Genomic DNA, 21,677 nt, shown 5'->3' with positions numbered 1-21,677 from the left:
ATACGTCATTTACTTACTTGCGCAATAGCTGAAGCATACGTCACGACCCGACCGGTGCCGCGGGGCCCACCAGCTCCGTCAGGACGTCCTCCATCGTCACGAAGCCGATGACCGTCCCCTTGTCGCCCGTGACGGCCGCGAGGTGGCTGCCCTGGGCGCGCAGCGCGGTGAGCGTGTCGTCGAGCGGGGTGTCGATGCGGACCCGGGTCAGCGGGTGCAGGGCCGCGCGCGGGAAGGGCAGGTCGCGGTCGGCGCGGCCGAGGGTGTCCTTGATGTGCAGGTAGCCGAGGAGCGCCGTGCCGTCCTGGCCGGTGACGGGGAAGCGGGAGAAGCCGGCCCCCGCCGCGATCCGCTCCAGGCCCGCGGGGGTGATGTCGGCCGGCACGGTGCGCATGCGCTGCGCGGGCACGACGATCTCGCCGACCGGCCGCGTCCCCAGCTCCAGGGCGTCCCGCAGCCGCTCGCCGTCGGCCGCGGAGAGCAGCCCGGCCTCGCTGGAGTCGAGCACCATCCGCGCGAGCTGGTCGTCGGTGAAGACGGCGTCGACCTCGTCCTTCGGCTCCACCTTCAGCAGGCGAAGCAGGCTGTTGGCGAAGGAGTTGATGCCGAAGACGACCGGCTTCACGAGGCGGGTGACGGCGACCAGGGGCGGCGCCAGGAGCAGCGCGGTGCGCACGGGCGCGGCGAGCGCGATGTTCTTGGGGACCATCTCGCCGAACAGCATGTGCGCGTAGGTCGCCACGGTCAGGGCGATGACGAACGAGATCGGGTGCACGGCGGCGTGCGGCACGTGCACCGCCTCGAAGGCGGGTTCGAGCATATGGGCGATGGCGGGCTCGGCGACCGCACCGAGGACGAGGGACGAGACGGTGATGCCGAGCTGGGCCGTCGCCAGCATCGCGGAGATGTGCTCAAGGGCCCACAGCGTGGAGCGGGCCCGCTTCTCGCCCTCCTGGGCACGGGGTTCGATCTGGTCGCGCCGCACGGAGATCAGCGAGAACTCGGCGCCGACGAAGAACGCGTTGGTGAGCAGGGTGAGCGCGCCGATGGCGAGCTGCAGGACGGACATCGTGGTCATCGGGCCTCTCCCGTCAACTGCGCGCCGGTGTCGGCGGTGGCCGGGTCGGGTCCGGTGATCCGGACGCATTCGGCTCGGTGGTGGTCGATGGCGAGGACGGTCAGCTCCCAGGCGTCGACGGTGAGCGTGTCGCCCTCGACGGGGATGCGGGCCAGCCGGGTCGCGACGAGCCCGGCCACGGTCTCGTACGGTCCCTCGGGCGCGGCGAAGCCGATCGCGGCGAGTTCGTCGATGCGGACGCCGCCGTCGGCCTCCCAGACGGCGCGGCCGTCCGTGCGCGCCTCGGCGGGCCGCAGCCCTGGCGCCTCCGCCGGGTCGTGCTCGTCGCGCACCTCGCCGACGACCTCCTCGACGATGTCCTCGACCGTGGCGACCCCGGCCGTGCCCCCGTACTCGTCGATGACGACGGCCATGGTGCGGCTCTCCCGCAGCCGCTGGAGCAGCCGGTCCGCGGGCAGGCTGTCGGGCACGAGCAGCGGCGGTGTGGCCAGTTCGGTGACCGGGGTGAGCTGCCGCTTCTCCGGTTCCAGGGCGAGGGCGTCGCGGATGTGGACGGTGCCGATGACGTCGTCGAGGCTGTCGCGGTAGACCGGGAAGCGGGACAGGCCCGTGGCGTGGGCGAGGTTGGCGGCGTCGGCGGCCGTGGCGTGCGCCTCCAGGGCCTGGACGTCGACGCGCGGCGTCATCACGTTCTCCGCGCTCAGCTCGCCCAGGTGCAGGGTGCGGACGAACAGTTCGGCCGAGTCGGCCTCCAGGGCGCCCGCGGCGGCGGAGTGCCGGGCGAGGGCGACCAGTTCCTGCGGGGAGCGGGCGGAGGCCAGCTCCTCGGCGGGCTCCAGGCCGAAGCGGCGCACGAACCGGTTCGCCGTGTTGTTCAGGTGCCGGATGAACGGGCCGAAGGCCGCGGTGAAGCCGCGCTGCGGCCCCGCCACGACCTTGGCGACGGCGACCGGGCGGGCGATCGCCCAGTTCTTCGGCACCAGCTCGCCGATGACCATGAGGAGCACGGTGGACAGGGCGACGCCGAGCACGGAGGCGACCGAGGAGGCGGCGCCGCCCAGCCCCGCCGCCTCCAGCGGGCCGCGCAGCAGCGCGGCGAGGGAGGGCTCGGCGAGCATGCCGATCACCAAGGAGGTGACGGTGATGCCGAGTTGGGCGCCGGACAGCTGGAACGTCAGGCGGCGCACCGCTTTCAGGGCTCCGCTCGCACCCCGCTCCCCCGCCTGCGCCGCGCGCTCCAGATCGGCGCGTTCGACGGTCGTCAGGGAGAACTCGGCCGCCACGAAGAGGGCGCAGGCGAGTGTGAGGGCCAAGGCGAGCACCAGGAGCAGGACTTGGCCGAGGAGAGGCGCACCCATCGCGGGCTGTGACTCCTTGTCGTTCGGGGGATCTCGGACGGCTTTCGCGCGCGGTGCTGTCCGCGCACGGTAGTTTCTACGTGCCTGTAGAAATACTTGCAGGACTTGCAGAACGAAGGGAACGCCACCCGTGTTCCCGATCCCTCTCGCACAACCCCGCAGACAAGGAAGTGAACGCTTCGATGGTGTTCAAACGACTGCTCGGCTCGCTCGGCGTGGGCGGCCCCACCGTCGACACCGTCCTCGCCCCGGGGCCCACGGTCCCCGGCGGCAGCCTCTCAGGACACGTCCATCTCCAGGGCGGCAGCGGCGACTTCACCATCGAGCAGATCACGCTCGAGCTCGTCGCCCGCGTCGAGGCCGAGCACGAGGAGGGGGAGAGCGAGGGGGTCGTCGTCTTCGACCGGTTCGTGGTCGGCGGCGGGTTCCGGCTCGCCGAGGGCGCCGAGCACAGCGTCCCGTTCAGCGTGGCCCTGCCGTGGGAGACGCCGGTCACCGAGTTGTACGGGCAGCAGCTCGGCATCGTCCTCGGCGTGCGCACGGAGCTGTCCGTCGCCGGCGCGAAGGACCGGGGCGACCTCGACCAGCTCGCCGTGGGCCCGCTCGCCGTGCAGGAGGCCGTCCTGGAGGCGTTCGGACAGCTCGGCTTCGGCTTCCGCTCGGCGGACCTGGAGTACGGGCACATCGGCGGCACCGGCCAGAGCCTGCCGTTCTACCAGGAGATCGAGCTGACCCCGGCGCCCCGGTACGCGCATGAGGTGAACGAGATCGAGGTGACGTTCCTCGCCACGCCCGGCGGCATGGAGGTCGTCCTGGAGGCGGACAAGCGCGGCGGGCTGTTCTCGTCCGGCCATGACGCCGTCACCCGGTTCACCGTCGGCCACGACGACGTCCACCACCAGGACTGGAACACGCTCGTCGACGGCTGGGTACGGCAGGTGATCGAGCACCGGTCCGCCTACGGCACGCACGCCGCGTACGGGCAGGAGCACGGCGGCTTCCACGAGGAGCGGCACCGCTCCGGGCCCGGCATCGGGACGGCGGTCGCGGTCGGCGCGGCCGGGCTCGCCGTCGGTGTCGTCGGCGGCATGGTCGCTGCCGAGGTCGTCGACGAGGTCGGGGACTTCTTCGAGGGCGACGACGACGAGGGCGAGGAGTGACGGAAAGCACCGATGAGTGACGGGGGTCACATCATGAGGCGGGTGTGACGGGGTAGGCGGGCACGTGCTCGCCTGGACAGGTCCAGGGAGATCCACAAGAAGCACCGACCCTGGGAGGTAGCGATGTCCTCGAAGCGACGCCGCAAGAAGAAGGCCCGCCGCAAGAACGGCGCCAACCACGGCAGCCGCCCCCAGTCCTGAGGGCGCGACCGAGAAGAGAGGAGGGGCGGCACCGCGTGTGCCGCCCCTCCTTTTTTTGGCCGCCCGCCCCCGGACACCTTTGCCGAGTCTTTCCTTTTCGGCGTACAACCATTTCACCGCGCCGCCCGGCAGTTATTCCGGCGGAATTTCTCGGCAATTCCTGGAACTGTCGCCGGGGAATTCGCCATCTTCCCCTGTGACCGAGCACGAACCAGAGCACGTACACGGGGAAGGCACCACCGATGCGCAAGACCCTTCGCACCCGCTTCATCGCCGCGGGCGGCGTCGCCGCCGTTCTGACCCTTGCGGCCGTCACCCCCGCCCTGGCGGGCCCGTCCCCGGCCGCCGGCACGCGCACCGCGACCTCGGCCGCGGCCCCCGCCCCGCAGGGCGACCCGCGCACCGCCACGACGCGCGTGGCCAATTTCTACGGCGCCTACATCGACGCCATCTGGGACAACGAGGACCCGGGATCGGCCGCACAGGCGAAAGCGCTGCGCGCTTTCTATCTCTCCCCCGCCCTGCAGAAGAAGGTGGCCGCTTACGAGGAGCGGGAACACGCGGACGGAATTCTGTTCGCGCAGAACGTTCCGGTGAAGTGGACGGTGTCGTACACCGGTTCAGGGGCCGGCCATTCCACGGCGCTGGTGACGCTCACCTGGAACGACGGGGCGAACCCGGACGTCACGAAGATCAAGGTGCAGTCGGACCTGCGGACCCTGAAGATCACGGACCTGGCCCCGGCCGGCTGAGCCGCACCGGCCGTCAGCCCTCCGCGCGGAAGTCGCACCACACCGCCTTGCCCTCGCCGCGCGGCTCCACCCCCCAGGCCGACGCGACCGCCTCCACCAGGAGCAGGCCGCGCCCGCTGGTGGCCGTCTCACCGGGAGACCTGCGGCGCGGGCGGGAGCTGGAGCGGTCCTTGACCCAGAGGCGGACGCGGCGGGGCGGCCCCGTGAGCACCTCCAGGGTGAGGATGGCGCCGCCCTCCGTGTGGACCAGGGCGTTCACGAGGAGTTCGCCGGCCGCGAGTTCGACGTCGTCGGCGACCTCCCGCAGGCCCCAGGAGGCGAGGTGGTCGCGGAGCGCCGCCCGGGTGTCGGCGAGCCCCTCGGGGTCGGCCTGGTGGACGTAGCGGTGGATGCGCGGCTCCTGGGGCGTGCCGGGGTCGGGGAGGCGGCGCAGCACGAGAAGCGCCACGTCGTCGCTGCTGCCCCAGCGCTCCCACAGGGCGCGCGAGAGGTGGTCCGCGAGCTCCTCGGCCGATTCGGGGCCGCCGCGCAGCACCTCGGCGAGGTTGTTCAGGCCGGTGTCGAGGTCGAGCCGCGCGTCCTCCACGAGCCCGTCGGTGCACAGCACCAGCGTCTCGCCGGGCACGAGGTCGATCCGCACCTCCGGGTAGTCCTCCATGCCGAACTCGCTGGCGAGGCCGAGGGGCAGCCCGCCCCGTACGCGGGGGACGCCGACCTGGCCGTCGACGTGCCGGACCAGCGGCGGCAGATGTCCGGCCCGCACGGCGCGGACGATGCCGGTGGCGGGGTCGAACTGGGCGTAGGTGCAGGTCGCGAACCGGTCGGTGTCCAGCTCGGCCAGGAACCGTGAGGTGCGGGAGAGGACGGTCGCGGGCGAGTGGCCCTCCCCCGCGAACGCCCGCAGGGCGATGCGCAACTGGCCCATGATGGCGGCGGCGTGGGTGTCGTGCCCCTGGACGTCGCCGACGACGACACCGATGCGGCCCCGGGGCAGGGCGATCACGTCGTAGAAGTCGCCGCCGACGTCCCGGCCGCCCCAGGCGGCGTGGTAGCGCACGGCGACCTCGGTGTCGGCGACCTCGGGGACGCCGCGCGGCAGCATGGTGGCCTGGAGGCTCTTGGCGATGTCGCGTTCCTCGTCGAAGAGCATGGCGCGCTGCAGCGACTGGGCGACGATGCCGGAGAGGCCGATGCAGAGATTGCGGTCCGCGTCGGTGAACTCCTTGCGGCCCCGGTAGAACAGGGCGAGCCCGCCGATGGCGCGGTCCTGTGCGACGAGCGGCAGGAACGCGGCCGAGTCCAGTTGCATCTGCTCGATGTAGGGCCCGAGCCGGGTGTACACGCGCCCGGGGCCCGACAGGGAGTTCATGAAGCGGGGCCGGCGCGTCGTGACGGCCTGGGCGAGCGGCAGCGACTCGTCGACCTTGTGCAGTTTGAGCTCGTCGAGGGCCTGCATCGTCTGGCCGACGAGGGTGATCATCCTCAGGTGGTCTCCCTCGACGAGGCCGAGGACGAGGCCGTCGGCGGCGAACCGGTCGAGGCCGCTCGCGCCGGACAGCACGGCCACCACGTCGTCGACGGTGACGGCACGGGAGAGGGCGTCGGTGGTGCCCTGCACCATGAGGGCGATGCCCTGACGGCGCTCCTCCCTCGGGTCGACGGCGGCCAGCTCCACCCCGTCCCCGGAAGCGGGCCGGAGCACGCCGACGACACGGACGGGCCGGCCGTCCTTGCCGCGCAGGACGCGTCCGCGCGCGTGGACGAGGTGCACGGCTCCGTCGCGGCGGTGGGCGCGGTAGTAGACCCCGTAGCAGTCGGCGCCGGAGGTGATGGCCTCGGTGACCGCGAACGTGACCCGGACGATCTCCTCCGACGACAGGCGCTGGTGCAGGGAGGCCACCGTGCCGCCGAACTCGTCCGGGGTCAGGTCGAGCAGGTCCAGGGCGCTCACGTCGAGGCTCAGCTCGCCGTTCTCCAGATCCCATTCGAAGGTTCCCGTGCCGGTCAGGGACATGCGCTGTTCCAGACCGATGGGGGTCTTCCTCGGCTTCCCTGAATTCCTGGCTGAGGTCATCGCTGTCTCCGGTCTGCCGCTCGTTCACCGTAAGCGCGCGGTGGGCGATGCGCGCGGGCACGGTGCGCGGAAAGTGGAAAGCGGCGTTCCGGTGATCCTCCGGGCACTCGGGGTAAAGGGGGCGTTCCGCGGCCCCGACGGCCGCGGGGCGGACGGGGGCCGCGGGTGTCCTCGGGTGTCCTTGGGAAGGGAGCGCAACACATGAAGGTCGGCACGAGGATCGGCAGAGCGATGACGGCGGCGTTCGCGGGGGCCGCCCTGGCCGCACTGGCCGGGTGCGGGAGCGACAGCGGCGACGACAAGCCCTTCGCGGGCAAGAGCGCCGACGACATCGCGGCGGACGCGGTCGAGGCCACCAAGCAGGCCGACTCGCTGCACATGAAGGGCACCGTCCGGCAGTCCTCCGGGGCCACGGTCACCGTCGACCTGTCGGTGGACCAGGAGAAGAACTGCGAGGGCACGATCCGCTCCGGCGGCTCGAACGCGGACGTGCGCCACACGAACGCGACGCTGTTCCTGCGCGGCGACGAGAAGTACTGGCAGAACGCGCTCAAGAGCCAGCCGGGCGGCGACAAAGTCGTGCCGAAGGTTGCCGACAAGTGGGTGAAGGCGCCCGCCGACGACTCGATGACCCAGGGCCTGTGCGACAAGCAGGGGCTCGTCTCGTCCATGGACGAGAACAAGTCGGAGCGCCAGGGGATGGAGAAGGGCGGCACGACCACCGTCGACGGCGCCGAGGCGATCAAGCTGACGAAGAAGGCGTCGGGCGGCGAGACCCTCACCCTGTACGTGGCCACCGAGGGGAAGCCGTACATCCTGCGTACGACGACGAGCGGCGGCAAGGAGCCCAATACGGCCACGTTCAGCGACTACGGCAAGCCGGTGCGCCCGCAGGCGCCCGACGCCGGCGAGACCGTCGACCTGAAGGAACTGGCCGCGTCCGGGCAGAATGCCTGACCCCGGCGAACGAACAGAAAGAGGTAACCATGTCCGCGTCCCTGCTCGAGTCCGTCGACCTCGACGCCCCCGTCTCCGTCGCCTGGGAGCTGTGGAGCGACGTGTCCCGCTGGCCCGCCTTCCTCAGCCACGTACGCCTCGTCGAACCGCTCGACGGGCGGCGGTTCGCGTGGCAGCTGGAGCTGCCCGGGGCCGACAAGAACTTCGTCGCCGAACTCACCGAGGTGGTGGCGGAGGACCGGATCGCCTGGCGCACCGTCGAGGGGGTCGACCACGCCGGGGTGGTGACCTTCCACCGGCTGAGCGACACGACGAGCCGGGTGACGCTGCAGATCGAGTACGACCCGAAGGGGTTCGTGGAGCGCCTGGGCGCGCTCACCAACCTCGACTCGACGCTCGCCAATTACGACCTGGGCGAGTTCCAGAAGCTCGCCGAGACGGCCGCCCGCGAGCGCGGGCACGCCTGAGACCGGCCGCGCACGGCAAAGGCGCCCGCCCCTTCCGGGGGCGGGCGCCTCGCGCGTGCGGCGCCTTCAGGCGGGGTTGTCGATGCCGGTGACGGCGGGCGGGCCGAGCGGGGCGTCCTCCGCGGAGAAGCCCGCGGCGCGCAGCGCCTCGGCGGCGGTCCACTCGGCCTTGTGCTGGGCCTCCTCGCCGGCGCCCGCGGTCACCTCCAGGCGCATGCTGAAGGTGTTGTCGTCGTTGACGGTGAGCAGGTCGAGGTCCTCCTCGCGGCCCAGCTCCGTCTGGTTCGGGTCGACGGGCCGCAGGCGTTCGGCGATGTCGGCCCGGGCGCGGGCATCCGCGTCCCGCAGGAAGGTCCCCGGGATGGTGATGACAAATGTGGTCACGAGAGGGTTCTCCGTTTCTGGGCGCTTCGGCGCCGCCTCACAGATGGTCGGCGACGGCCTTCCGGGCGTGGGAGGGGAGTACGCGTACGGCGTCGGACGCTCCCCGCAGGGTTCCGGCGGCGTCCCGGCCCGCGCGCCGCGCGCTCTTGCGGCCGCTCGCGACGGCGCCCCGCGTGCGGTAGGCCACCGACGGCTTCCCGTGCGTGTCGGCGGCGGCGATGAGCAGTCCGCCGAGCAGGGAGAGGTTCTTCATGAACTGCGTCCGCTGCTGGGCGCGCCGCTCGGGATCCTTCTCCTTCCACCAGGCGTGCCCCGCGAGCGTCGTCGGGACCAGCGACCCGGCGAGCGCCAGCGAGGCGACGCGCGGCAGTTTGCCGGTCGCGAGCAGCAGTCCTGCGCCGACCTGCACCGCCGCGTTGATCCTGACGAGCTGCTCCGGATCCTCGGGCAGGCGTGGGACGCACTCGGCCACGGGCATCGCCACCGGTTCGGCGGCGGGCGCGACCCGGGACGGGTCGCGCAGCGTGCTCACTCCGCCGGTGACGAAGACCGAAGCGAGCATCGGACGTGCGGCTTTCCTCAGAACGGTCATGCCCGCACGTCTTCCCCGGCTCGCCGTGCTCAGTCCGCGACCGTACCCGTCAGGAGCAACGCGCGGTCAGGCCGCGCGGGCGTGCTGCTCGGGTGCGGGCGTTCGGTGACGGCTCGCGCGCCGTCCCCCGGGAACGAGGCGCAGGTGGCGGACGCGCCGGGCGGTCGCCGGGCGCGCCTCCTCGTTCAGCAGATCCTCGATCCGGTCCATGGCGATCATCAGGAGCCCCATGACCGGCAAGAGCAAAAGAGCGACAACCAGCATCGGCAGCGACCTCCTCACGGCGTCCTTTCCGCTTGCCCGTGGGTGACGTGCTCAGCGTCCCGGCGATGTGAAGACTCCGCAACGCCCAATTCACGGCATTTGCTCCGACCAGTCACCTCTCGGCCACTCGATCGGTCCGCACCCGGACGCCACTACCCGCGTTTGCAATTAACCCGCGCACGCAACTATTGTTGCCGCTCGTAAGGCGCTGGCGCATCATCCTCGCGCGGCGCGCACCGCACGGCACGTAAGGCAAGGGACGCGCACATGTCCACCATCCCCACCGTCACCCTCAACAACGGCGTCACCATGCCGCGGCTCGGCTTCGGCGTCTTCCAGGTGCCCGACGAGGAGACCACCGCCGCCGTAGCCAGCGCCCTGGCCGCCGGCTACCGCTCCATCGACACCGCCGCGATCTACGGCAACGAGCGCGGCGTCGGCCGGGCCCTCGCCGACTCCGGCATCGCCCGCGACGAGCTGTTCGTCACCACCAAGCTGTGGAACGCCGACCAGGGCCACGACGCCACCCTCGCCGCCTTCGACGCCTCCCTGGACAAGCTCGGCCTCGACCACGTCGACCTGTACCTGATCCACTGGCCGACCCCGGCCCGCGACCTGTACGCCGACACCTGGCGCGCCCTGGAGAAGCTGTACGCCGACGGCCGCGCCCGCGCCATCGGTGTCTCCAACTTCCAGCCCGCGCACCTGGAGCGCCTCCTCGCCGAGGGCTCGGTCGTCCCGGCCGTCAACCAGATCGAGCTGCACCCGGGCCTTCAGCAGCGCGAACTGCGCCACTTCCACGCCAAGCACGGCATCGTCACCGAGGCGTGGAGCCCGCTCGCCCAGGGCGCCGTCCTCAAGGACGAGGCGGTCACCACGATCGCCGCGCGCCACGGCAGGAGCCCGGCCCAGGTCGTCCTGCGCTGGCACCTCCAGATCGGCAACGTGGTCATCCCGAAGTCCGTCACCGAGACCCGCATCCGCGAGAACCTCGACGTCTTCGACTTCGAGCTGTCCGCCGACGAACTGGCCGCGCTCGCCGCCACCGACCGCGGCCTGCGCACGGGCCCGGACCCGGACACCCTGAACTGACAGCGCACCCACCCCCACGCAGTACTGATTGAGGCACCCCCATGAGCATCCGCACGCTCCTTCCGGGCCGCATCGGCTTCGGCACCGCACCGCTCGGCAACATGTTCCGCGCCATTCCCGACGAAGAGGCCGCCGCGACCGTGCAGGCGGCCTGGGACCAGGGCATCCGCTACTTCGACACCGCGCCCCTGTACGGCGCCGGCCTCGCCGAACTGCGCCTCGGCGAGGTCCTCGCCCAGCAGCCGCGCGAGGAGTACGTCCTGTCGACCAAGGTCGGCCGGGTCATCCTCGACGAGGTGGAGAACCCCACCGGCCGTGAACTCGGCGAGAAGGGCGCCCTGTTCGAGCACGGCCGCCCCAACAAGATCGTCAACGACTACAGCGCCGACGCGACGCTCCGCTCCGTCGAGGACAGCCTGAAGCGCCTCAGGACGGACCGCCTCGACATCGTCTGGGTGCACGACATCGCCCAGGACTTCTACGGGGACGACTGGGTCGCCATGTACGAGGCGGCCCGCACCGGCGCGTTCCGCGCGCTGACCCGGCTGCGCGACGAGGGCGTCATCAAGGCGTGGGGCATCGGCGTCAACAAGGTCGAGCCGCTGGAGATGACCCTCGACCTGGACGAGCCGCGCCCCGACGCGTTCCTGCTCGCCGGGCGCTACACCCTGCTCGACCACGAGCGCGCCCTGCAGCGCCTGCTGCCCGCCGCCGCCGAGCGGGACGTCGACATCGTGGTCGGCGGGCCCTACAGCTCCGGCATCCTCGCGGGCGGCAGCCACTTCGAGTACGGCGAGGCCCCGGCCCACATCGTCGAGAAGGTGGGCGTGATCAAGGCGCTCGCGCAGGAGCACGGCATCGGCATCAAGTCCGCCGCGCTCCAGTTCGTCCTGGCCCACCCGGCGGTCGCGGCCGTCATCCCCGGCGCGACCCGGCCCGCCCGCATCGCCGAGGACCTGGCCGCGCTCGCCGAGGAGGTCCCGTACGCCTTCTGGAAGGCGCTGCGCGAGCGCGGGATCGTCGCGCACCAGGCGCCGGTGCCGGTGCGCGGCTAGCCGCGCGCCTCCGACCGCCCGGCCGAGCGCGGGTGACCGCCTAGCCGAGGGCGTGGCCGCCGTTGACCCGGATGCGCTCGCCCGTGACGAAGGCCGCCTGCGGGGAAGCCAGGTAGGAGACGGCGGCGGCCACGTCGTCCGGGTCTCCCATGCGGCGCAGCGGGACGTCGGCGGCGTAGGCGGCCAGCGCGTCGGCCGGGGCGCCCGCGTGCCGCTCGACCGGGATCCAGCCCGGCGCGACGGTGTTGACGGTGACCCCGTCGGGGCCGAGCGCGCGGGCCCACAGCTCGGTGAGGCTGTGCTGGGCGGCCTTGGCGGCCGTGTACGCGGACATCTCGGGCAGCACGCGTTCGAGGACGTCGGAGCCGATCTGGACGATGCTGCCGCCGCCGCGCTCCCGCATCCCGGGCAGCACCGCCTGCATCAGGAGGGTGGGGCTCTTGACGAAGAAGGTGAGCTGGTCCAGGTGGTCCTGCCAGGTCACGGCCGTCGGGTCGACCTCGGGCTGCGGCCCGGTGGCGTTGACGACGAGGGTGGTGACGGGGCCGAGCCGGTCGGCGACGGCGGCCACGAGGTCCGTCACCGCGGCCTCGTCCGTCACGTCGGCGGCGAACGCCTCGGCGGTCCCGCCCTTCGCGCGGATGTCGGCGACGACCGTCTCCGCCGCCTGCGCGCCGGAGCGGTAGACGACGGCGACCGGGTATCCGTCGTCCGCGAGGCGGCGGGCGATCACGGCTCCGAGGCCGCGCGACGAGCCGGTGACCAGGGCTGTGCCAGGGCGTGTTGCGTGTGTCATGGCGTCAACGTACGGGTCAGCCGAGAACGAGGGGAAGCCGTCCGGCGAAGTCGCCGAGGGCGGCCGTCCCGGCGGCGCCCGGCGCCCGGCGCCCCGTCCCGACCAGCAGCGCGTCCGCGTCCGTGAACGAGGCCGGGAACGCGGTCCCGGCGATCGTCTCCAGGGCGGCGCGCGCCACCGCGAGCGTCCCGGCGGGCGGCCGCCGGGCCGAGGGCAGTGAGGCGACCAGGTCCAGATGGTGCAGGGTCCACTCAAGGACGTACGCCGACAGGTAGTCGCCGACGGTCAGCACCTTGTCCTGGGTGGCGACCAGGGCGGCCGGGTCCGCCAGCTCGGCGGCGCGCCCCGCGGCGGAGCCGACGTCGTCGAGGTGGAACGCGAGCAGGCGCGGGTCGCCGTACGCGGCGGCGAGGCGCGGGATCAGCGCGTCCAGCGGATCGTCACCGGACGGCGGCTCCGCGCGGACCTCCCAGTACCCGGCGGCGTCGACGGTCGCCTCCTTGTCGGCGGGGGTGACCAGGGTGATCAGCACGTCCTGGGCGTCGATGACGAGGTGGCACACCAGGTCGCGTACGAGCCACCCGGCGCAGCCGGACGGCTGCTCGTAGTCCTCGTCGGCGAGGTCGGCGACGGCGGCGCGCAGGGCCGACCACGACTGCGTGAAGGCGTTCACGGGGGGGCACGCTAGGCGCCGGGCGGTACCGCCACAAGCCCCGTTCCAGCGGGTCGCACGGATCCCAAAGCGGGTCTATGACCACCCATAAATCATGCTTATGAGCCCATAGACCGGACCCGCCTGCCAACTAAGGCTAGCCTTACTTTAAGATCAGAGGGAGTACTCCGCTTTCCTTCGAAGGGAACCTGAACATGCCTCGCCCCCTGCGGGTCGCCATTGTCGGAGCGGGCCCCGCCGGCATCTACGCCGCCGACGCTCTGCTGAAGTCCGCAGTGGCCACCGAACCCGGCGTGTCCATCGACCTGTTCGAGCGCATGCCCGCCCCCTTCGGCCTGATCCGCTACGGCGTGGCGCCCGACCACCCGCGCATCAAGGGCATCGTCACCGCCCTGCACCAGGTCCTCGACAAGCCGCAGATCCGCCTCTTCGGCAACGTCGACTACCCGCGCGACATCGACCTCGACGACCTGCGCAGCTTCTACGACGCGGTCGTCTTCTCGACCGGCGCCACCGCCGACCGCCACCTCGACATCCCGGGCACCGACCTCGACGGCTCCTACGGCGCGGCGGACTTCGTGTCCTGGTACGACGGCCACCCGGACGTGCCCCGCACCTGGCCGCTGGAGGCGGAGAAGGTCGCCGTCCTCGGCGTCGGCAACGTCGCCCTGGACGTCGCCCGCATCCTCGCCAAGACCGCCGAGGAACTCCTGCCGACCGAGATCCCGCCGAACGTGCACGAGGGCCTGAAGGCCAACAAGGCGCGCGAGATCCACGTGTTCGGCCGCCGCGGCCCCGCCCAGGCCAAGTTCAGCCCCATGGAACTGCGCGAGCTGGACCACTCGCCCACCATCGAGGTCATCGTCAACCCCGAGGACATCGACTACGACGAGGGCTCGATCGCCACGCGCCGCGCCAACAAACAGGCCGACATGGTCGCCAAGACCCTGGAGAACTGGGCGATCCGCGACGTCGGCGAGCGCCCGCACAAGCTGTTCCTGCACTTCTTCGAGTCGCCCACCGAGATCCTCGGCGAGGACGGCAAGGTCACCGCGCTGCGCACGGAGCGCACCGAGCTGGACGGCACCGGAGGCGTCAAGGGCACCGGCACCTTCACCGACTGGGACGTCACCGCCGTCTACCGCGCGGTCGGCTACCTCTCCGACGAACTGCCCAAGCTCCCCTGGGACGTCGCCACCGGCACCGTCCCCGACGAGGGCGGCCGCGTGATCGAGGAATCCGGCGAGCACCTCCGGTCCACGTACGTCACCGGGTGGATCCGGCGCGGCCCGATCGGCCTGATCGGCCACACCAAGGGCGACGCCAACGAGACCGTCGCGAACCTCCTCGACGACTTCGCGAACGGCCGGCTGCACACCCCCGCCTCCCCCGGCCCGGAGGCCGTCGAGGCGTACCTGGGCGAGCGCGGGGTCCGCTACACGACGTGGGACGGCTGGTACAAGCTCGACGCCGCCGAGAAGGCGCTCGGCGGACCGCAGTCCCGCGAGCGCGTGAAGATCGTCGAGCGCGACGCGATGCTCGACGCCAGCGGCGCCTGACCCCGCCCGCCGCACGAGCCGCACCACAAAGAGGCCCCTGCCGCGCATCGAGATGATGCGCGGCGGGGGCCTCTCAGGTTCTCGGGTGCCCGGTCGTCGGGTCAGGCCGTCTCGTCGAACGGTGTCACCCGGTGGTACGCGGCCCGCGCGTGCAGCACCCGGCCCGCGACGGTTCCGACGACCGCCGCCGCGAGCAGGCACGCCATCCAGCCCGGATCGCGGTGCCCGGCCCAGGACAGCTCGCCGGCCGGCTCCGTGCCGAGCACGTTGAGACACGTCCAGCAGAGCAGCGCCGTGCCGGGGGCCGCGATGAAGCGGCCCCGCAGACCGAGCAGCGCCGCGAGCAGCATCAGCACGAGCAGCGCGAGGCCCGTGCGGTCGAGGAAGCCGAGCACGTCGAGGAGGGCGACGAGCCCGAAGGCGCCCAGGTAGGCGGCGGTCCATATGAGCGGGGTCGCCCACGGTTCCGGAACCTGCCGGACGCCCCGTCCGATCGGTCTCCACTCCACCATCGCCGGCTCCCTCCCACACGCCCCGTCCACCGCAGCACGCTACCGCCCGCCGCGGCGCCCGACGTCAGCCGGTGGCCGACTCCGCGCGCTTCGGCAGCTTCCAGTTCGGGCGCGGGAAGTGGCAGGTGTAGCCGTTCGGATAGCGCACCAGGTAGTCCTGGTGCTCCGGCTCGGCCTCCCAGAAGTCGCCCAGCGGCGCCACCTCGGTGACCACCTTGCCGGGCCACAGGCCGCTCGCGTCGACGTCGGCGATGGTGTCCTCGGCGACGGCGCGCTGCGCCTCGTCGGCGTAGAAGATGGCCGAACGGTAGCTGCGCCCGATGTCGTTGCCCTGGCGGTCCCGGGTCGACGGGTCGTGGATCTGGAAGAAGAACTCCAGCACGTCCCGGTAGCTCGTGACCGACGGGTCGTAGACAATCTCGATCGACTCGGCGTGGTCGCCGTGGTTGCGGTAGGTGGCGTTGGGGGTGTCACCGCCGCTGTAGCCCACGCGCGTGGAGAGCACTCCGGGCTGCTTGCGGATCAAGTCCTCCATGCCCCAGAAGCAGCCTCCGGCCAGCACAGCCTTCTCGGTTCCCACGGTCATGCGAAACTCCTGCCCAGATCGGTGGTGACGGCCCATTCTCGCTGTTCGGACCGCATGGGCTGTAACGCACGACGAGGTCAGCCGATTCCCTTCAGGAGCCGCTCCACGTTGCCCGCCACGTCCCCCTTGGTCAGGTCGCCGCCGATGCTGACGAGGAAGGCCCCCGCCGCCAGCCACTCGGCCGCGTTGTCGACCGTGACGCCCCCGGTCGCCGCGATCCGGGCGCCCGGCAGGACCGAGAGCACCGACTTCAGGTAGGCGACCCCGCCGACATGCGCAGGGAACAGTTTCGCGACGCCCCGGGCGGCCGCCGTACGGAGTTCGCTCGGGGTGAGGCCGCCCTCGACCAGGAGCCGTCCGGCGGCGTCCGCGACAGGGCGCACCTCCGGCACCTGGAACGGGCTGACGAGGAACTGCGCCCCGGCCGCGAGCGCGCGTTCGGCGATCTCCGGCGAGGTGACGGTGCCGAGCCCCAGCGTGAGGTGCGGCGCCTTTCGCGACCAGCTCGCGACGAGTTCCTCCCAGCCGGGGGTGGTGGCGGTGAACTCGAACGCGGTGATGCCGCTGTCGACGAGCGTACGGGCGACCCGGTCGGCGGTCTCGGCGTCGGCCTCGCGCACGGTGGGCGTGACCCGGGCGACGCGCAGCCGCTCGATGACCTCGGTGGCGGCGGGGCCCGTCATGCCGGGTCCGCGATGGCGGCGAGGGCGTCCAGGACGGACTCGGCGTCGGCGCCGCTGGCGCGCAGCACGATGGCGTCGCCGCGGCGGATGTTGAGCGTCATCAGCGACAGGACGGAGCGGGCGGGAACCTCGCGGCCGTCCTCCCGGGCGACCGTGACCTCGGCCTCGCTGCGGGCGGCGGTCTGGGCGAACGCGGCGGCCGGGCGGGCGTGCAGTCCGGCCTCCTCGGTGACGACCAGACGGCGTTCTACGACGGTCAACGTCCTTCTCCTTCTGCAGAGCTGTTTCCTGTGAGCAGTGCGGTCAGCCGGTCCACGAGGCGCTCCTCCTCGTCCGGCCGCAAGGGGCGCGGATCGATGTACAGGCGGCCGGTGCTCGCCTGGTGGTCGCGCAGGTGGATGCCGTGGGCGGCGAGTTCGGCGGTGAGGCGGGCCGCGTCGCGTCCGGCGCCCGCGGGGTCCACGGTGAGTTCGGTGCGGTGGATGGCGCGGCCGGCCTCGTCGGTGGTGACCCGGGTGGTGAGGCCGGGCAGTGCGGCGAGGCGTGCGGCGAGCTTCTCCATCCGCGCGCGGTGGTTGGCCGGGGCGGCGTCCCCGTAGGCGCGGAGCGCCTGGACCAGGCCGAACAGGGTTTCCTTGCCGACCTTCATCGGGCGGGCGATGCCCTGGTACTGGGCCCGGCAGGCGGCCATGCGGGCGGCGCTGCCGCAGATCAGGCCGGAGGTGGGGCCGCCGACGGCCTTGCCGCCGCTGTAGACGACGAGGTCGGCGCCGGTGGCGGGCCAGCGCCGCAGATCCTCCTCGGCGGCGGCGTCGACGATGACGGGGACACCGTGGCGGCGGCCGACCTCGACGGTCTCCGCGAGCGTGACGGTGCCCTTCTGCACGGCGTGGTGCGACTGCACGTAGAGGAGTGCGGCCGTACGGGGGCCGATCGCGCCGGACAGGTGCGCGGCGGTGACCTTGTTGACGGAACCGACCTCGACGGGCCTGCCGCCGCCCAGGGCGATCATCTGCCGGACCGGCGCGCCGAAGTGGACGGCGTGCCCGCGCGCCAGGATCACCTCGCACGGTGCGTCACCGGCGTCCGGCAGTGCTTCGATACGGGACAGGTCGGTGCCCGCGACGACTGCGGCGACCGCGATGGCGACCCCGGCGGCGGCGCCCGTGGTCGGGCAGCCGTCCTCGGTGCCGGTGGCGCGGGCGATCTCGCGGCCGGCGGCGGCGATCAGGTCGTCCATGACGACGTGCCGGCGGGCCGCCTCGCCCATGGCGGCGATGACGTCCTCGCCGAGGACGCTGCCCCCGAGCGCCGTCATCCTGCCGCTGGCGTTGATCGCGGGCGGGACGCCGAGATCCTGGTGGAGTGTGCTCACGTGATGTCCTTGCGGTCGGAGCGGGTGGTGGGGGCGCTCACTTGCCGGGGATGGGGAAGAAGAACCCGGCGACCATCGCGCCGATGATCGCGCCGCCGGTCAGCGGCTTCTTCCAGGCGTAGAAGAGCGCGGCGCCGATGGTGGAGCCGAGGCCGACCGGGAGGGAGGCGGTCGCGGCGGAGATGATGACGAGCGGGCCGAGGTAGCGGCCCGCGGAGTTTCCGGCGCCCATCATCACGTCGGCGCCGAAGGTGGAGGTGCCGCCCGTGGAGTTCACGGTGGCGCGGCGGATGACGAGGATGGCGATGCCGATGAGCGCGCCGAGCAGGGCGCCGACGGGGATCGCGAGCCAGAAGTGCTGGAGCGGCGCGGTGAACCCGGCGGCGAGCAGCATGGCGGGGATGCCGATGCCGACGCCGGTCTGCAGGGAGCCGCCGATGTCGAGGATGCCGACCATGGGGCCCTCGATGATGCGGGCGAAGAGGAAGCCCGCGCCGAACGCGGCGGCGGCGCCGTAACTGCCGCCCTCCATCCCGGCCTTGAGCATGGAGGCGACGGCGACCTCGTTGAACACGCCGGTGTCGTAGACGTAGTAGAGGTGTGTGCCGGTGAAGATGCCCGCGGCGAGGCAGGCGACGAAGACGGGGAAGGCCCATTCGGAGAGCCAGAAGCTGCCTTCGCCGGGCACCTTGCCGAGGAAGCCGCCCTTGGCCGCCCCGGACCCCGGGCTCTGTTCGGGTATGCCGCCCGTGGCGGGCGCGGTGGTGGATGAGTCGGTCATGTCGCTGCCTGCCTCACTGGGGCTTGGTGCCGGTGGCGTCGTGGAACTGCAGGAGCCAGTGCGGGATGTCGACCTTCATCTGGGTGAGGAGGGTGAGGTCGGTGCCGCGCAGGAAGGCGCTGGCGGCGAACAGCACGATCACCGCGGTGGCCAGGGACTTGGTGACCTTGGTCCAGCCGAGGTCGTCGACGCCCTTGCCGATGACGATGCCGAGGACGATGCCGGGCACGGCGTTGCCCATGACGAGGTGGCCGAGGCCGCCGAGGACGGTGCCCCAGGCGCCGGTGCGGCGGCCCGCGTCGACGGCGGCCATCCAGAAGATGATCGGCATGACGGGGTTGATCAGCCACTCCGATGCCGGTCCGAGCACCTTGGCGGCGACATCCTGAAGGGAGTGCGGGATGGAGGCGGCGGTCGTGTTGAGCAGCGTGATCAGGAGCATGCCGACGACGGTGCCGGTGAGGGCCATGCGCCGGGGATTGTGCAGCGTCTCCGCGAGGTTGCGGTTCTTGATCATCGCGGCGGACGCGGTCCAGTGCGGCACGATGCGGTGGTCCACGTCGCCGGTGAGGGCGCCGGTGCCGACCGCCGTCGACCAGGCGTTGAAGAGGAAGCCGAGGCCGAAGGAGAAGTGGGCGACGGGATCGTTCTGGCAGGCGTTGAGTTCGCCGAGGGTGCGGAAGGCGCCCATGCCCTGGACCTTCGGGGCGTGGAACATCCGGGCCACGCCCGCGCTCGCGCCGAAGCCGATCAGGCCGCCGATCACCAGCGATTCGAGGAGGACGGTCAGCGTGTGGTTCATCGGGTCACCTCATGCGCAGCGCGTGCTGGAGCGGTGTGAGCCGCTCCTCGCGCACCGTGAAGTCGAGGGCGTCCAGGTCGAGTGAGGTCACCTGGACCTCGATGCGCAGCGTGATCTCGAAGCGCTGCCGGGTGCGGGGGAAGAAGAGCCCGAGGAACCGTTCGGTCCAGCGGTGCTCCACCGCGCTCACGACGTCGAGGTCCAGGGGCTCGACGCGGAAGGAGACGCCGTCGGTGCGCTTGCCGACGGCGGACTGCACCTGGCCGATGGCGGTGGCGAACGCCTTCTCGCGGGTGGGGCCGGAGCCGCTGAGACGCAGCGTGTGCCGCTCCCGCTTCACGACGCCTCCTTGCCGAGCTTCTTCAGGAGCGCCTCGGTGACCTTGAAGCCCAGCTCCTCGCTGTCGAGGAACCCGAACCCGAGGACGGTGCGGCCCTGCTCGACGGCGGTGACCCCGGCCTGCGCCGACCGCATCCCGAACTCGATCTCGTGCCCGTACTTGGCCTTGGCGGTGACGGCGCCCGCGCCGCCGCTGCCGCAGAACGAGATGCCGAGGTCGGCGCCCTCCGCGGCCATCACGTCGCCCACCTTCATGTCGGCGCCGGGCCCGGGGATGAGGACGGGCTCGCCGCCCGCGGCGCGGATGCCCTCGGCGACGGCGTGGCCCTTGCCGAGCCGGTGTCCGATCACGATCTTGACTGTCATGGCGGTGCTCCCTGAGGGGTCGGTCATGCCTGCGCGGTGGGCTGGTGCTGAAGCTGTGCGGCCGCCTCGAAGTGCAGGGCGAGCAGCAGGACTTCGGTGTCCCGCGCGGCGAAAGCGCGCGGGGTGCAGTAGGTGTCGATGAGCGTGCGGACGGCGGCCATGCGGCCCGGGGCGACCTCGGCGGCGAGCTGGTCGTCGAGCGCGTCGAGGTGTTCCGCGTCGCGGACCCGGCGGACGAAGGCGAGGGCGTGGACGGCGAGCGCGAGGCCCCGTGTCTCGTCGAAGGCGATGCCGCACGTCTCCGCGTAGACCTGGGCGAGCGGGAGGAACGCCGTCAGGTCGGCCCGGTCCTCGTCGGCGACGGGGCGCGCGGTGTCCTGCACGGTCGCGGCGAGCCGCTCGATCAGGGGGGTGGTCATGCACGGGCCTTTCGGTGGTTCGGTTCGGTGGGGCGAACGTCGTGCGGCTACGGGGCCGGGAGGGCCCGCGCGTCTCCGGCGCGCACCACGGCGACGGCCTGGAGCCGGCGCGTCCCGGTACGGGTGGCGCCGTCGGCGTCGGTCAGCGTCGTGGGCTCGTCGGTGAGCCGCAGCAGCGTGAGATCGGCGGCGGAGCCGGGCCGCAGGGAGCCGAACTCGTCGGCGAGGCCGATGACCTGTGCGGCGTGCAGGGTGGAGCAGCGGATCACCTGCTGCGGGGTCAGGCCGAGCGCGAGCAGTTTGGTGAGGGTGGTGACTAGGGAGTGCACGGGCCCGTCGACGTTGCGGTTGTGCAGGTCGGTGCTGATGGTGTGCGGGGGGAATCCGGCGGCGATGGCCCGCTCCGCGACGGCGAAGTCGAGGCTGGCGCTGCCGTGCCCGACGTCGAGCCGTACGCCCCGCGCGAGGGCGGCGCGGGCCTGCGGTGCGCTGCCGAAGAGACCGCCGGGCTTGCCATGGAAGGCGTGGGTGACGACATCGCCCCCGCCGAGCAGGTCGAGGACGTCGCCGAGGTACGGGGGCTCGTTGCCGACGTGGACCATGACGGGTACGCCCACGCGTGTGGCCACGCGCTTCGCCGCCTTCAGGGGCGCGAGTCCGCTGTCGCCGAGGACCGACGCACTCATCCGGATCTTGATGCCGCGGATCCGGTCGGGGTGTGCGCGCAGCAGCTTCTCGGTGGCGGCCTCGTCGATGTCGTCGGGGCCGCGCGAGAGTTCCTTGCGGCCGTGGGCGAGGCCGTGCCGGGAGATGTTGAGCCAGCTGAGGACGCGGGTGGCGGCGGGCCGGACAACGTTATCGGCGAAGTCGTCCCAGTGGTCGCTGCCGCAGCTGCCCGCGTCCACGACGGTGGTGACGCCCTGGTCGACGCCGATCACGTCGGCCGGAACGCCGAGGTCGGTGCCGGGGTCGTAGACGTGGGTGTGCAGGTCGATCAGGCCCGGCGCGACGAGCAGCCCGGTGGCGTCGAGGCGCTCGGCGCCGTCGAGGGTGCCCGGGGCGCCGACGGCCGCGATCCTCCCGTCCCGGACGGCGAGATCGCCCGGCTCGGGCTCCGGCCGCAGTGGATCGGCGAGGAGTCCGCCCGCCACGACGAGATCGAATCGTTGCGGGCGCACGGAAGAACTTCCGTGTACAGCCATGGACGGCCGCCTTTCCCGAGCGTGAGAGTGGTGCCCGCGCACCGGCCGGGGGGAGGGACGGCCGGGCTCGCACCTGGAGGAGAATCCCGAGTCTGTTCCGTACAGTAGAATGACGTTCCGTTGTACGGATCGATTGGCAACATAGCCCGC

Annotated in this window: 27 protein-coding genes; 8 read left to right on the top strand and 19 right to left on the bottom strand. The window is 72.2% G+C overall.

Features of this window, described 5'->3' with window-relative positions; translation table 11 throughout:
* Positions 1 to 40 precede the first annotated feature (40 nt).
* The gene (locus tag C1N81_RS40605; RefSeq protein ID WP_394438544.1) at positions 41 to 1,069 is read right to left on the bottom strand and encodes a hemolysin family protein; all 1,029 of its coding nucleotides are present in this window, start codon (positions 1,067 to 1,069) and stop codon (positions 41 to 43) included.
* A 5-nt stretch (positions 1,070 to 1,074) separates the two neighbouring features.
* Positions 1,075 to 2,436 (bottom strand): hemolysin family protein, encoded by a 1,362-nt coding sequence (locus C1N81_RS40600; RefSeq protein WP_394436436.1) that lies wholly within the window; start codon positions 2,434 to 2,436, stop codon positions 1,075 to 1,077.
* Between the two features lie 182 nt (positions 2,437 to 2,618).
* On the opposite strand from C1N81_RS40600, the gene C1N81_RS40595 reads away from it, so the two are divergent.
* From C1N81_RS40595 to C1N81_RS40585, 3 genes are all read left to right on the top strand, one after another.
* Entirely contained in the window at positions 2,619 to 3,596 is a 978-nt protein-coding gene (locus tag C1N81_RS40595; protein ID WP_394436435.1) for a sporulation protein, read from the top strand.
* A 123-nt stretch (positions 3,597 to 3,719) separates the two neighbouring features.
* Positions 3,720 to 3,797: a 50S ribosomal protein bL37 gene (locus tag C1N81_RS40590; RefSeq protein ID WP_370443954.1), complete on the top strand. Its 78-nt coding sequence runs from the start codon at positions 3,720 to 3,722 to the stop codon at positions 3,795 to 3,797.
* 242 nt (positions 3,798 to 4,039) lie between these two features.
* The gene (locus C1N81_RS40585; RefSeq protein WP_394436434.1) at positions 4,040 to 4,549 is read left to right on the top strand and encodes a hypothetical protein; all 510 of its coding nucleotides are present in this window, start codon (positions 4,040 to 4,042) and stop codon (positions 4,547 to 4,549) included.
* A 13-nt stretch (positions 4,550 to 4,562) separates the two neighbouring features.
* On the opposite strand, the gene C1N81_RS40580 is transcribed toward C1N81_RS40585, so the two are convergent.
* Positions 4,563 to 6,623, bottom strand: a complete 2,061-nt coding sequence (locus C1N81_RS40580; protein ID WP_394436433.1) for a SpoIIE family protein phosphatase — start codon at positions 6,621 to 6,623, stop codon at positions 4,563 to 4,565.
* Between the two features lie 201 nt (positions 6,624 to 6,824).
* On the opposite strand from C1N81_RS40580, the gene C1N81_RS40575 reads away from it, so the two are divergent.
* Together C1N81_RS40575 and C1N81_RS40570 are read left to right on the top strand one after the other, a co-directional pair.
* A complete protein-coding gene (locus tag C1N81_RS40575) occupies positions 6,825 to 7,580 on the top strand; it encodes a hypothetical protein (RefSeq protein WP_394436432.1) in 756 nt (251 codons plus the stop codon).
* Positions 7,581 to 7,609: 29 nt separating this feature from the next.
* Positions 7,610 to 8,047 carry an SRPBCC family protein gene (locus C1N81_RS40570; RefSeq protein WP_394436431.1) on the top strand — a complete coding sequence of 146 codons (438 nt, stop codon included), beginning with the start codon at positions 7,610 to 7,612 and terminating at the stop codon, positions 8,045 to 8,047.
* Between the two features lie 66 nt (positions 8,048 to 8,113).
* Here the strand turns inward: C1N81_RS40570 and C1N81_RS40565 are convergent, their stop codons facing one another.
* The 3 genes from C1N81_RS40565 to C1N81_RS40555 all read right to left on the bottom strand — a co-directional run bounded on the left by C1N81_RS40565 (position 8,114) and on the right by C1N81_RS40555 (position 9,287).
* On the bottom strand, positions 8,114 to 8,431 hold the full coding sequence (locus tag C1N81_RS40565; protein ID WP_394436430.1) for a hypothetical protein: 318 nt from the start codon (positions 8,429 to 8,431) through the stop codon (positions 8,114 to 8,116).
* Between the two features lie 37 nt (positions 8,432 to 8,468).
* A complete protein-coding gene (locus C1N81_RS40560) occupies positions 8,469 to 9,023 on the bottom strand; it encodes a DoxX family protein (RefSeq protein WP_394436429.1) in 555 nt (184 codons plus the stop codon).
* A 66-nt stretch (positions 9,024 to 9,089) separates the two neighbouring features.
* Positions 9,090 to 9,287 (bottom strand): hypothetical protein, encoded by a 198-nt coding sequence (locus C1N81_RS40555; RefSeq protein WP_394436428.1) that lies wholly within the window; start codon positions 9,285 to 9,287, stop codon positions 9,090 to 9,092.
* 267 nt (positions 9,288 to 9,554) lie between these two features.
* Between C1N81_RS40555 and C1N81_RS40550 the strand changes: the two genes are divergently transcribed.
* A complete protein-coding gene (locus C1N81_RS40550) occupies positions 9,555 to 10,379 on the top strand; it encodes an aldo/keto reductase (protein WP_394436427.1) in 825 nt (274 codons plus the stop codon).
* A 41-nt stretch (positions 10,380 to 10,420) separates the two neighbouring features.
* Positions 10,421 to 11,434, top strand: coding sequence for an aldo/keto reductase (locus C1N81_RS40545; RefSeq protein WP_394436426.1), 1,014 nt, complete (start codon positions 10,421 to 10,423; stop codon positions 11,432 to 11,434).
* A 40-nt stretch (positions 11,435 to 11,474) separates the two neighbouring features.
* On the opposite strand, the gene C1N81_RS40540 is transcribed toward C1N81_RS40545, so the two are convergent.
* Together C1N81_RS40540 and C1N81_RS40535 are read right to left on the bottom strand one after the other, a co-directional pair.
* Positions 11,475 to 12,230 carry an SDR family NAD(P)-dependent oxidoreductase gene (locus tag C1N81_RS40540; protein ID WP_394436425.1) on the bottom strand — a complete coding sequence of 252 codons (756 nt, stop codon included), beginning with the start codon at positions 12,228 to 12,230 and terminating at the stop codon, positions 11,475 to 11,477.
* A 16-nt stretch (positions 12,231 to 12,246) separates the two neighbouring features.
* The gene (locus C1N81_RS40535; protein WP_394436424.1) at positions 12,247 to 12,903 is read right to left on the bottom strand and encodes a maleylpyruvate isomerase N-terminal domain-containing protein; all 657 of its coding nucleotides are present in this window, start codon (positions 12,901 to 12,903) and stop codon (positions 12,247 to 12,249) included.
* A 194-nt stretch (positions 12,904 to 13,097) separates the two neighbouring features.
* Here C1N81_RS40535 and C1N81_RS40530 point away from each other — a divergent pair, with 194 nt between their 5' ends.
* Positions 13,098 to 14,462: an FAD-dependent oxidoreductase gene (locus C1N81_RS40530; protein ID WP_394436423.1), complete on the top strand. Its 1,365-nt coding sequence runs from the start codon at positions 13,098 to 13,100 to the stop codon at positions 14,460 to 14,462.
* A gap of 101 nt (positions 14,463 to 14,563) precedes the next feature.
* Here C1N81_RS40530 and C1N81_RS40525 read toward each other — a convergent pair whose 3' ends face one another.
* The 11 genes from C1N81_RS40525 to C1N81_RS40475 all read right to left on the bottom strand — a co-directional run bounded on the left by C1N81_RS40525 (position 14,564) and on the right by C1N81_RS40475 (position 21,503).
* The gene (locus tag C1N81_RS40525) at positions 14,564 to 14,974 is read right to left on the bottom strand and encodes a hypothetical protein (RefSeq protein WP_394436422.1); all 411 of its coding nucleotides are present in this window, start codon (positions 14,972 to 14,974) and stop codon (positions 14,564 to 14,566) included.
* A gap of 64 nt (positions 14,975 to 15,038) precedes the next feature.
* Positions 15,039 to 15,560: a peptide-methionine (S)-S-oxide reductase MsrA gene (gene msrA / locus C1N81_RS40520; RefSeq protein ID WP_394436421.1), complete on the bottom strand. Its 522-nt coding sequence runs from the start codon at positions 15,558 to 15,560 to the stop codon at positions 15,039 to 15,041.
* Positions 15,561 to 15,637: 77 nt separating this feature from the next.
* On the bottom strand, positions 15,638 to 16,243 hold the full coding sequence (locus C1N81_RS40515; RefSeq protein ID WP_394436420.1) for a bifunctional 4-hydroxy-2-oxoglutarate aldolase/2-dehydro-3-deoxy-phosphogluconate aldolase: 606 nt from the start codon (positions 16,241 to 16,243) through the stop codon (positions 15,638 to 15,640).
* Complete coding sequence (locus tag C1N81_RS40510) at positions 16,240 to 16,503, bottom strand: HPr family phosphocarrier protein (RefSeq protein WP_394436419.1); 264 nt, start codon at positions 16,501 to 16,503, stop codon at positions 16,240 to 16,242. Before C1N81_RS40510 ends, C1N81_RS40515 begins: the two co-directional genes overlap by 4 nt.
* The gene (locus C1N81_RS40505; protein ID WP_394436418.1) at positions 16,500 to 17,618 is read right to left on the bottom strand and encodes a DgaE family pyridoxal phosphate-dependent ammonia lyase; all 1,119 of its coding nucleotides are present in this window, start codon (positions 17,616 to 17,618) and stop codon (positions 16,500 to 16,502) included. Before C1N81_RS40505 ends, C1N81_RS40510 begins: the two co-directional genes overlap by 4 nt.
* Before the next feature lie 37 nt (positions 17,619 to 17,655).
* Positions 17,656 to 18,399 (bottom strand): DUF4310 family protein, encoded by a 744-nt coding sequence (locus tag C1N81_RS40500; protein ID WP_394436417.1) that lies wholly within the window; start codon positions 18,397 to 18,399, stop codon positions 17,656 to 17,658.
* A 13-nt stretch (positions 18,400 to 18,412) separates the two neighbouring features.
* Complete coding sequence (locus tag C1N81_RS40495) at positions 18,413 to 19,201, bottom strand: DUF4311 domain-containing protein (RefSeq protein ID WP_394436416.1); 789 nt, start codon at positions 19,199 to 19,201, stop codon at positions 18,413 to 18,415.
* Positions 19,202 to 19,205: 4 nt separating this feature from the next.
* Positions 19,206 to 19,541: a DUF4312 family protein gene (locus tag C1N81_RS40490; RefSeq protein WP_394436414.1), complete on the bottom strand. Its 336-nt coding sequence runs from the start codon at positions 19,539 to 19,541 to the stop codon at positions 19,206 to 19,208.
* Complete coding sequence (locus C1N81_RS40485; RefSeq protein WP_394436412.1) at positions 19,538 to 19,906, bottom strand: SFCGS family glycine-rich protein; 369 nt, start codon at positions 19,904 to 19,906, stop codon at positions 19,538 to 19,540. The genes C1N81_RS40490 and C1N81_RS40485 overlap by 4 nt, the downstream gene beginning before the upstream one ends.
* A gap of 23 nt (positions 19,907 to 19,929) precedes the next feature.
* Positions 19,930 to 20,325, bottom strand: coding sequence for a hypothetical protein (locus C1N81_RS40480; RefSeq protein WP_394436411.1), 396 nt, complete (start codon positions 20,323 to 20,325; stop codon positions 19,930 to 19,932).
* A gap of 47 nt (positions 20,326 to 20,372) precedes the next feature.
* A complete protein-coding gene (locus C1N81_RS40475; protein ID WP_394436410.1) occupies positions 20,373 to 21,503 on the bottom strand; it encodes an amidohydrolase/deacetylase family metallohydrolase in 1,131 nt (376 codons plus the stop codon).
* Between the last annotated feature and the right edge of the window lie 174 nt (positions 21,504 to 21,677).

Source organism: Streptomyces sp. SGAir0957, from assembly GCF_043523415.1.
The sequence above is the reverse complement of the archived record's forward strand: the minus strand, read 5'-3'. Positions and strand labels throughout refer to the sequence as shown.

Coding starts and splice junctions, on each gene's coding strand:
- C1N81_RS40525 (WP_394436422.1), bottom strand. CDS start 14,974: ATGGTGGAGTGGAGACCGATCGGACGGGGCGTCCGGCAGGTTCCGGAA.
- C1N81_RS40605 (WP_394438544.1), bottom strand. CDS start 1,069: ATGTCCGTCCTGCAGCTCGCCATCGGCGCGCTCACCCTGCTCACCAAC.
- C1N81_RS40585 (WP_394436434.1), top strand. CDS start 4,040: ATGCGCAAGACCCTTCGCACCCGCTTCATCGCCGCGGGCGGCGTCGCC.
- C1N81_RS40595 (WP_394436435.1), top strand. CDS start 2,619: ATGGTGTTCAAACGACTGCTCGGCTCGCTCGGCGTGGGCGGCCCCACC.
- C1N81_RS40550 (WP_394436427.1), top strand. CDS start 9,555: ATGTCCACCATCCCCACCGTCACCCTCAACAACGGCGTCACCATGCCG.
- C1N81_RS40495 (WP_394436416.1), bottom strand. CDS start 19,201: ATGAACCACACGCTGACCGTCCTCCTCGAATCGCTGGTGATCGGCGGC.
- C1N81_RS40555 (WP_394436428.1), bottom strand. CDS start 9,287: ATGCTGGTTGTCGCTCTTTTGCTCTTGCCGGTCATGGGGCTCCTGATG.
- C1N81_RS40570 (WP_394436431.1), top strand. CDS start 7,610: ATGTCCGCGTCCCTGCTCGAGTCCGTCGACCTCGACGCCCCCGTCTCC.
- C1N81_RS40515 (WP_394436420.1), bottom strand. CDS start 16,243: ATGACGGGCCCCGCCGCCACCGAGGTCATCGAGCGGCTGCGCGTCGCC.
- C1N81_RS40545 (WP_394436426.1), top strand. CDS start 10,421: ATGAGCATCCGCACGCTCCTTCCGGGCCGCATCGGCTTCGGCACCGCA.
- C1N81_RS40500 (WP_394436417.1), bottom strand. CDS start 18,399: ATGACCGACTCATCCACCACCGCGCCCGCCACGGGCGGCATACCCGAA.
- msrA (WP_394436421.1), bottom strand. CDS start 15,560: ATGACCGTGGGAACCGAGAAGGCTGTGCTGGCCGGAGGCTGCTTCTGG.
- C1N81_RS40575 (WP_394436432.1), top strand. CDS start 6,825: ATGAAGGTCGGCACGAGGATCGGCAGAGCGATGACGGCGGCGTTCGCG.
- C1N81_RS40530 (WP_394436423.1), top strand. CDS start 13,098: ATGCCTCGCCCCCTGCGGGTCGCCATTGTCGGAGCGGGCCCCGCCGGC.
- C1N81_RS40485 (WP_394436412.1), bottom strand. CDS start 19,906: ATGACAGTCAAGATCGTGATCGGACACCGGCTCGGCAAGGGCCACGCC.
- C1N81_RS40480 (WP_394436411.1), bottom strand. CDS start 20,325: ATGACCACCCCCCTGATCGAGCGGCTCGCCGCGACCGTGCAGGACACC.
- C1N81_RS40580 (WP_394436433.1), bottom strand. CDS start 6,623: ATGACCTCAGCCAGGAATTCAGGGAAGCCGAGGAAGACCCCCATCGGT.
- C1N81_RS40600 (WP_394436436.1), bottom strand. CDS start 2,436: ATGGGTGCGCCTCTCCTCGGCCAAGTCCTGCTCCTGGTGCTCGCCTTG.
- C1N81_RS40590 (WP_370443954.1), top strand. CDS start 3,720: ATGTCCTCGAAGCGACGCCGCAAGAAGAAGGCCCGCCGCAAGAACGGC.
- C1N81_RS40540 (WP_394436425.1), bottom strand. CDS start 12,230: ATGACACACGCAACACGCCCTGGCACAGCCCTGGTCACCGGCTCGTCG.
- C1N81_RS40560 (WP_394436429.1), bottom strand. CDS start 9,023: ATGACCGTTCTGAGGAAAGCCGCACGTCCGATGCTCGCTTCGGTCTTC.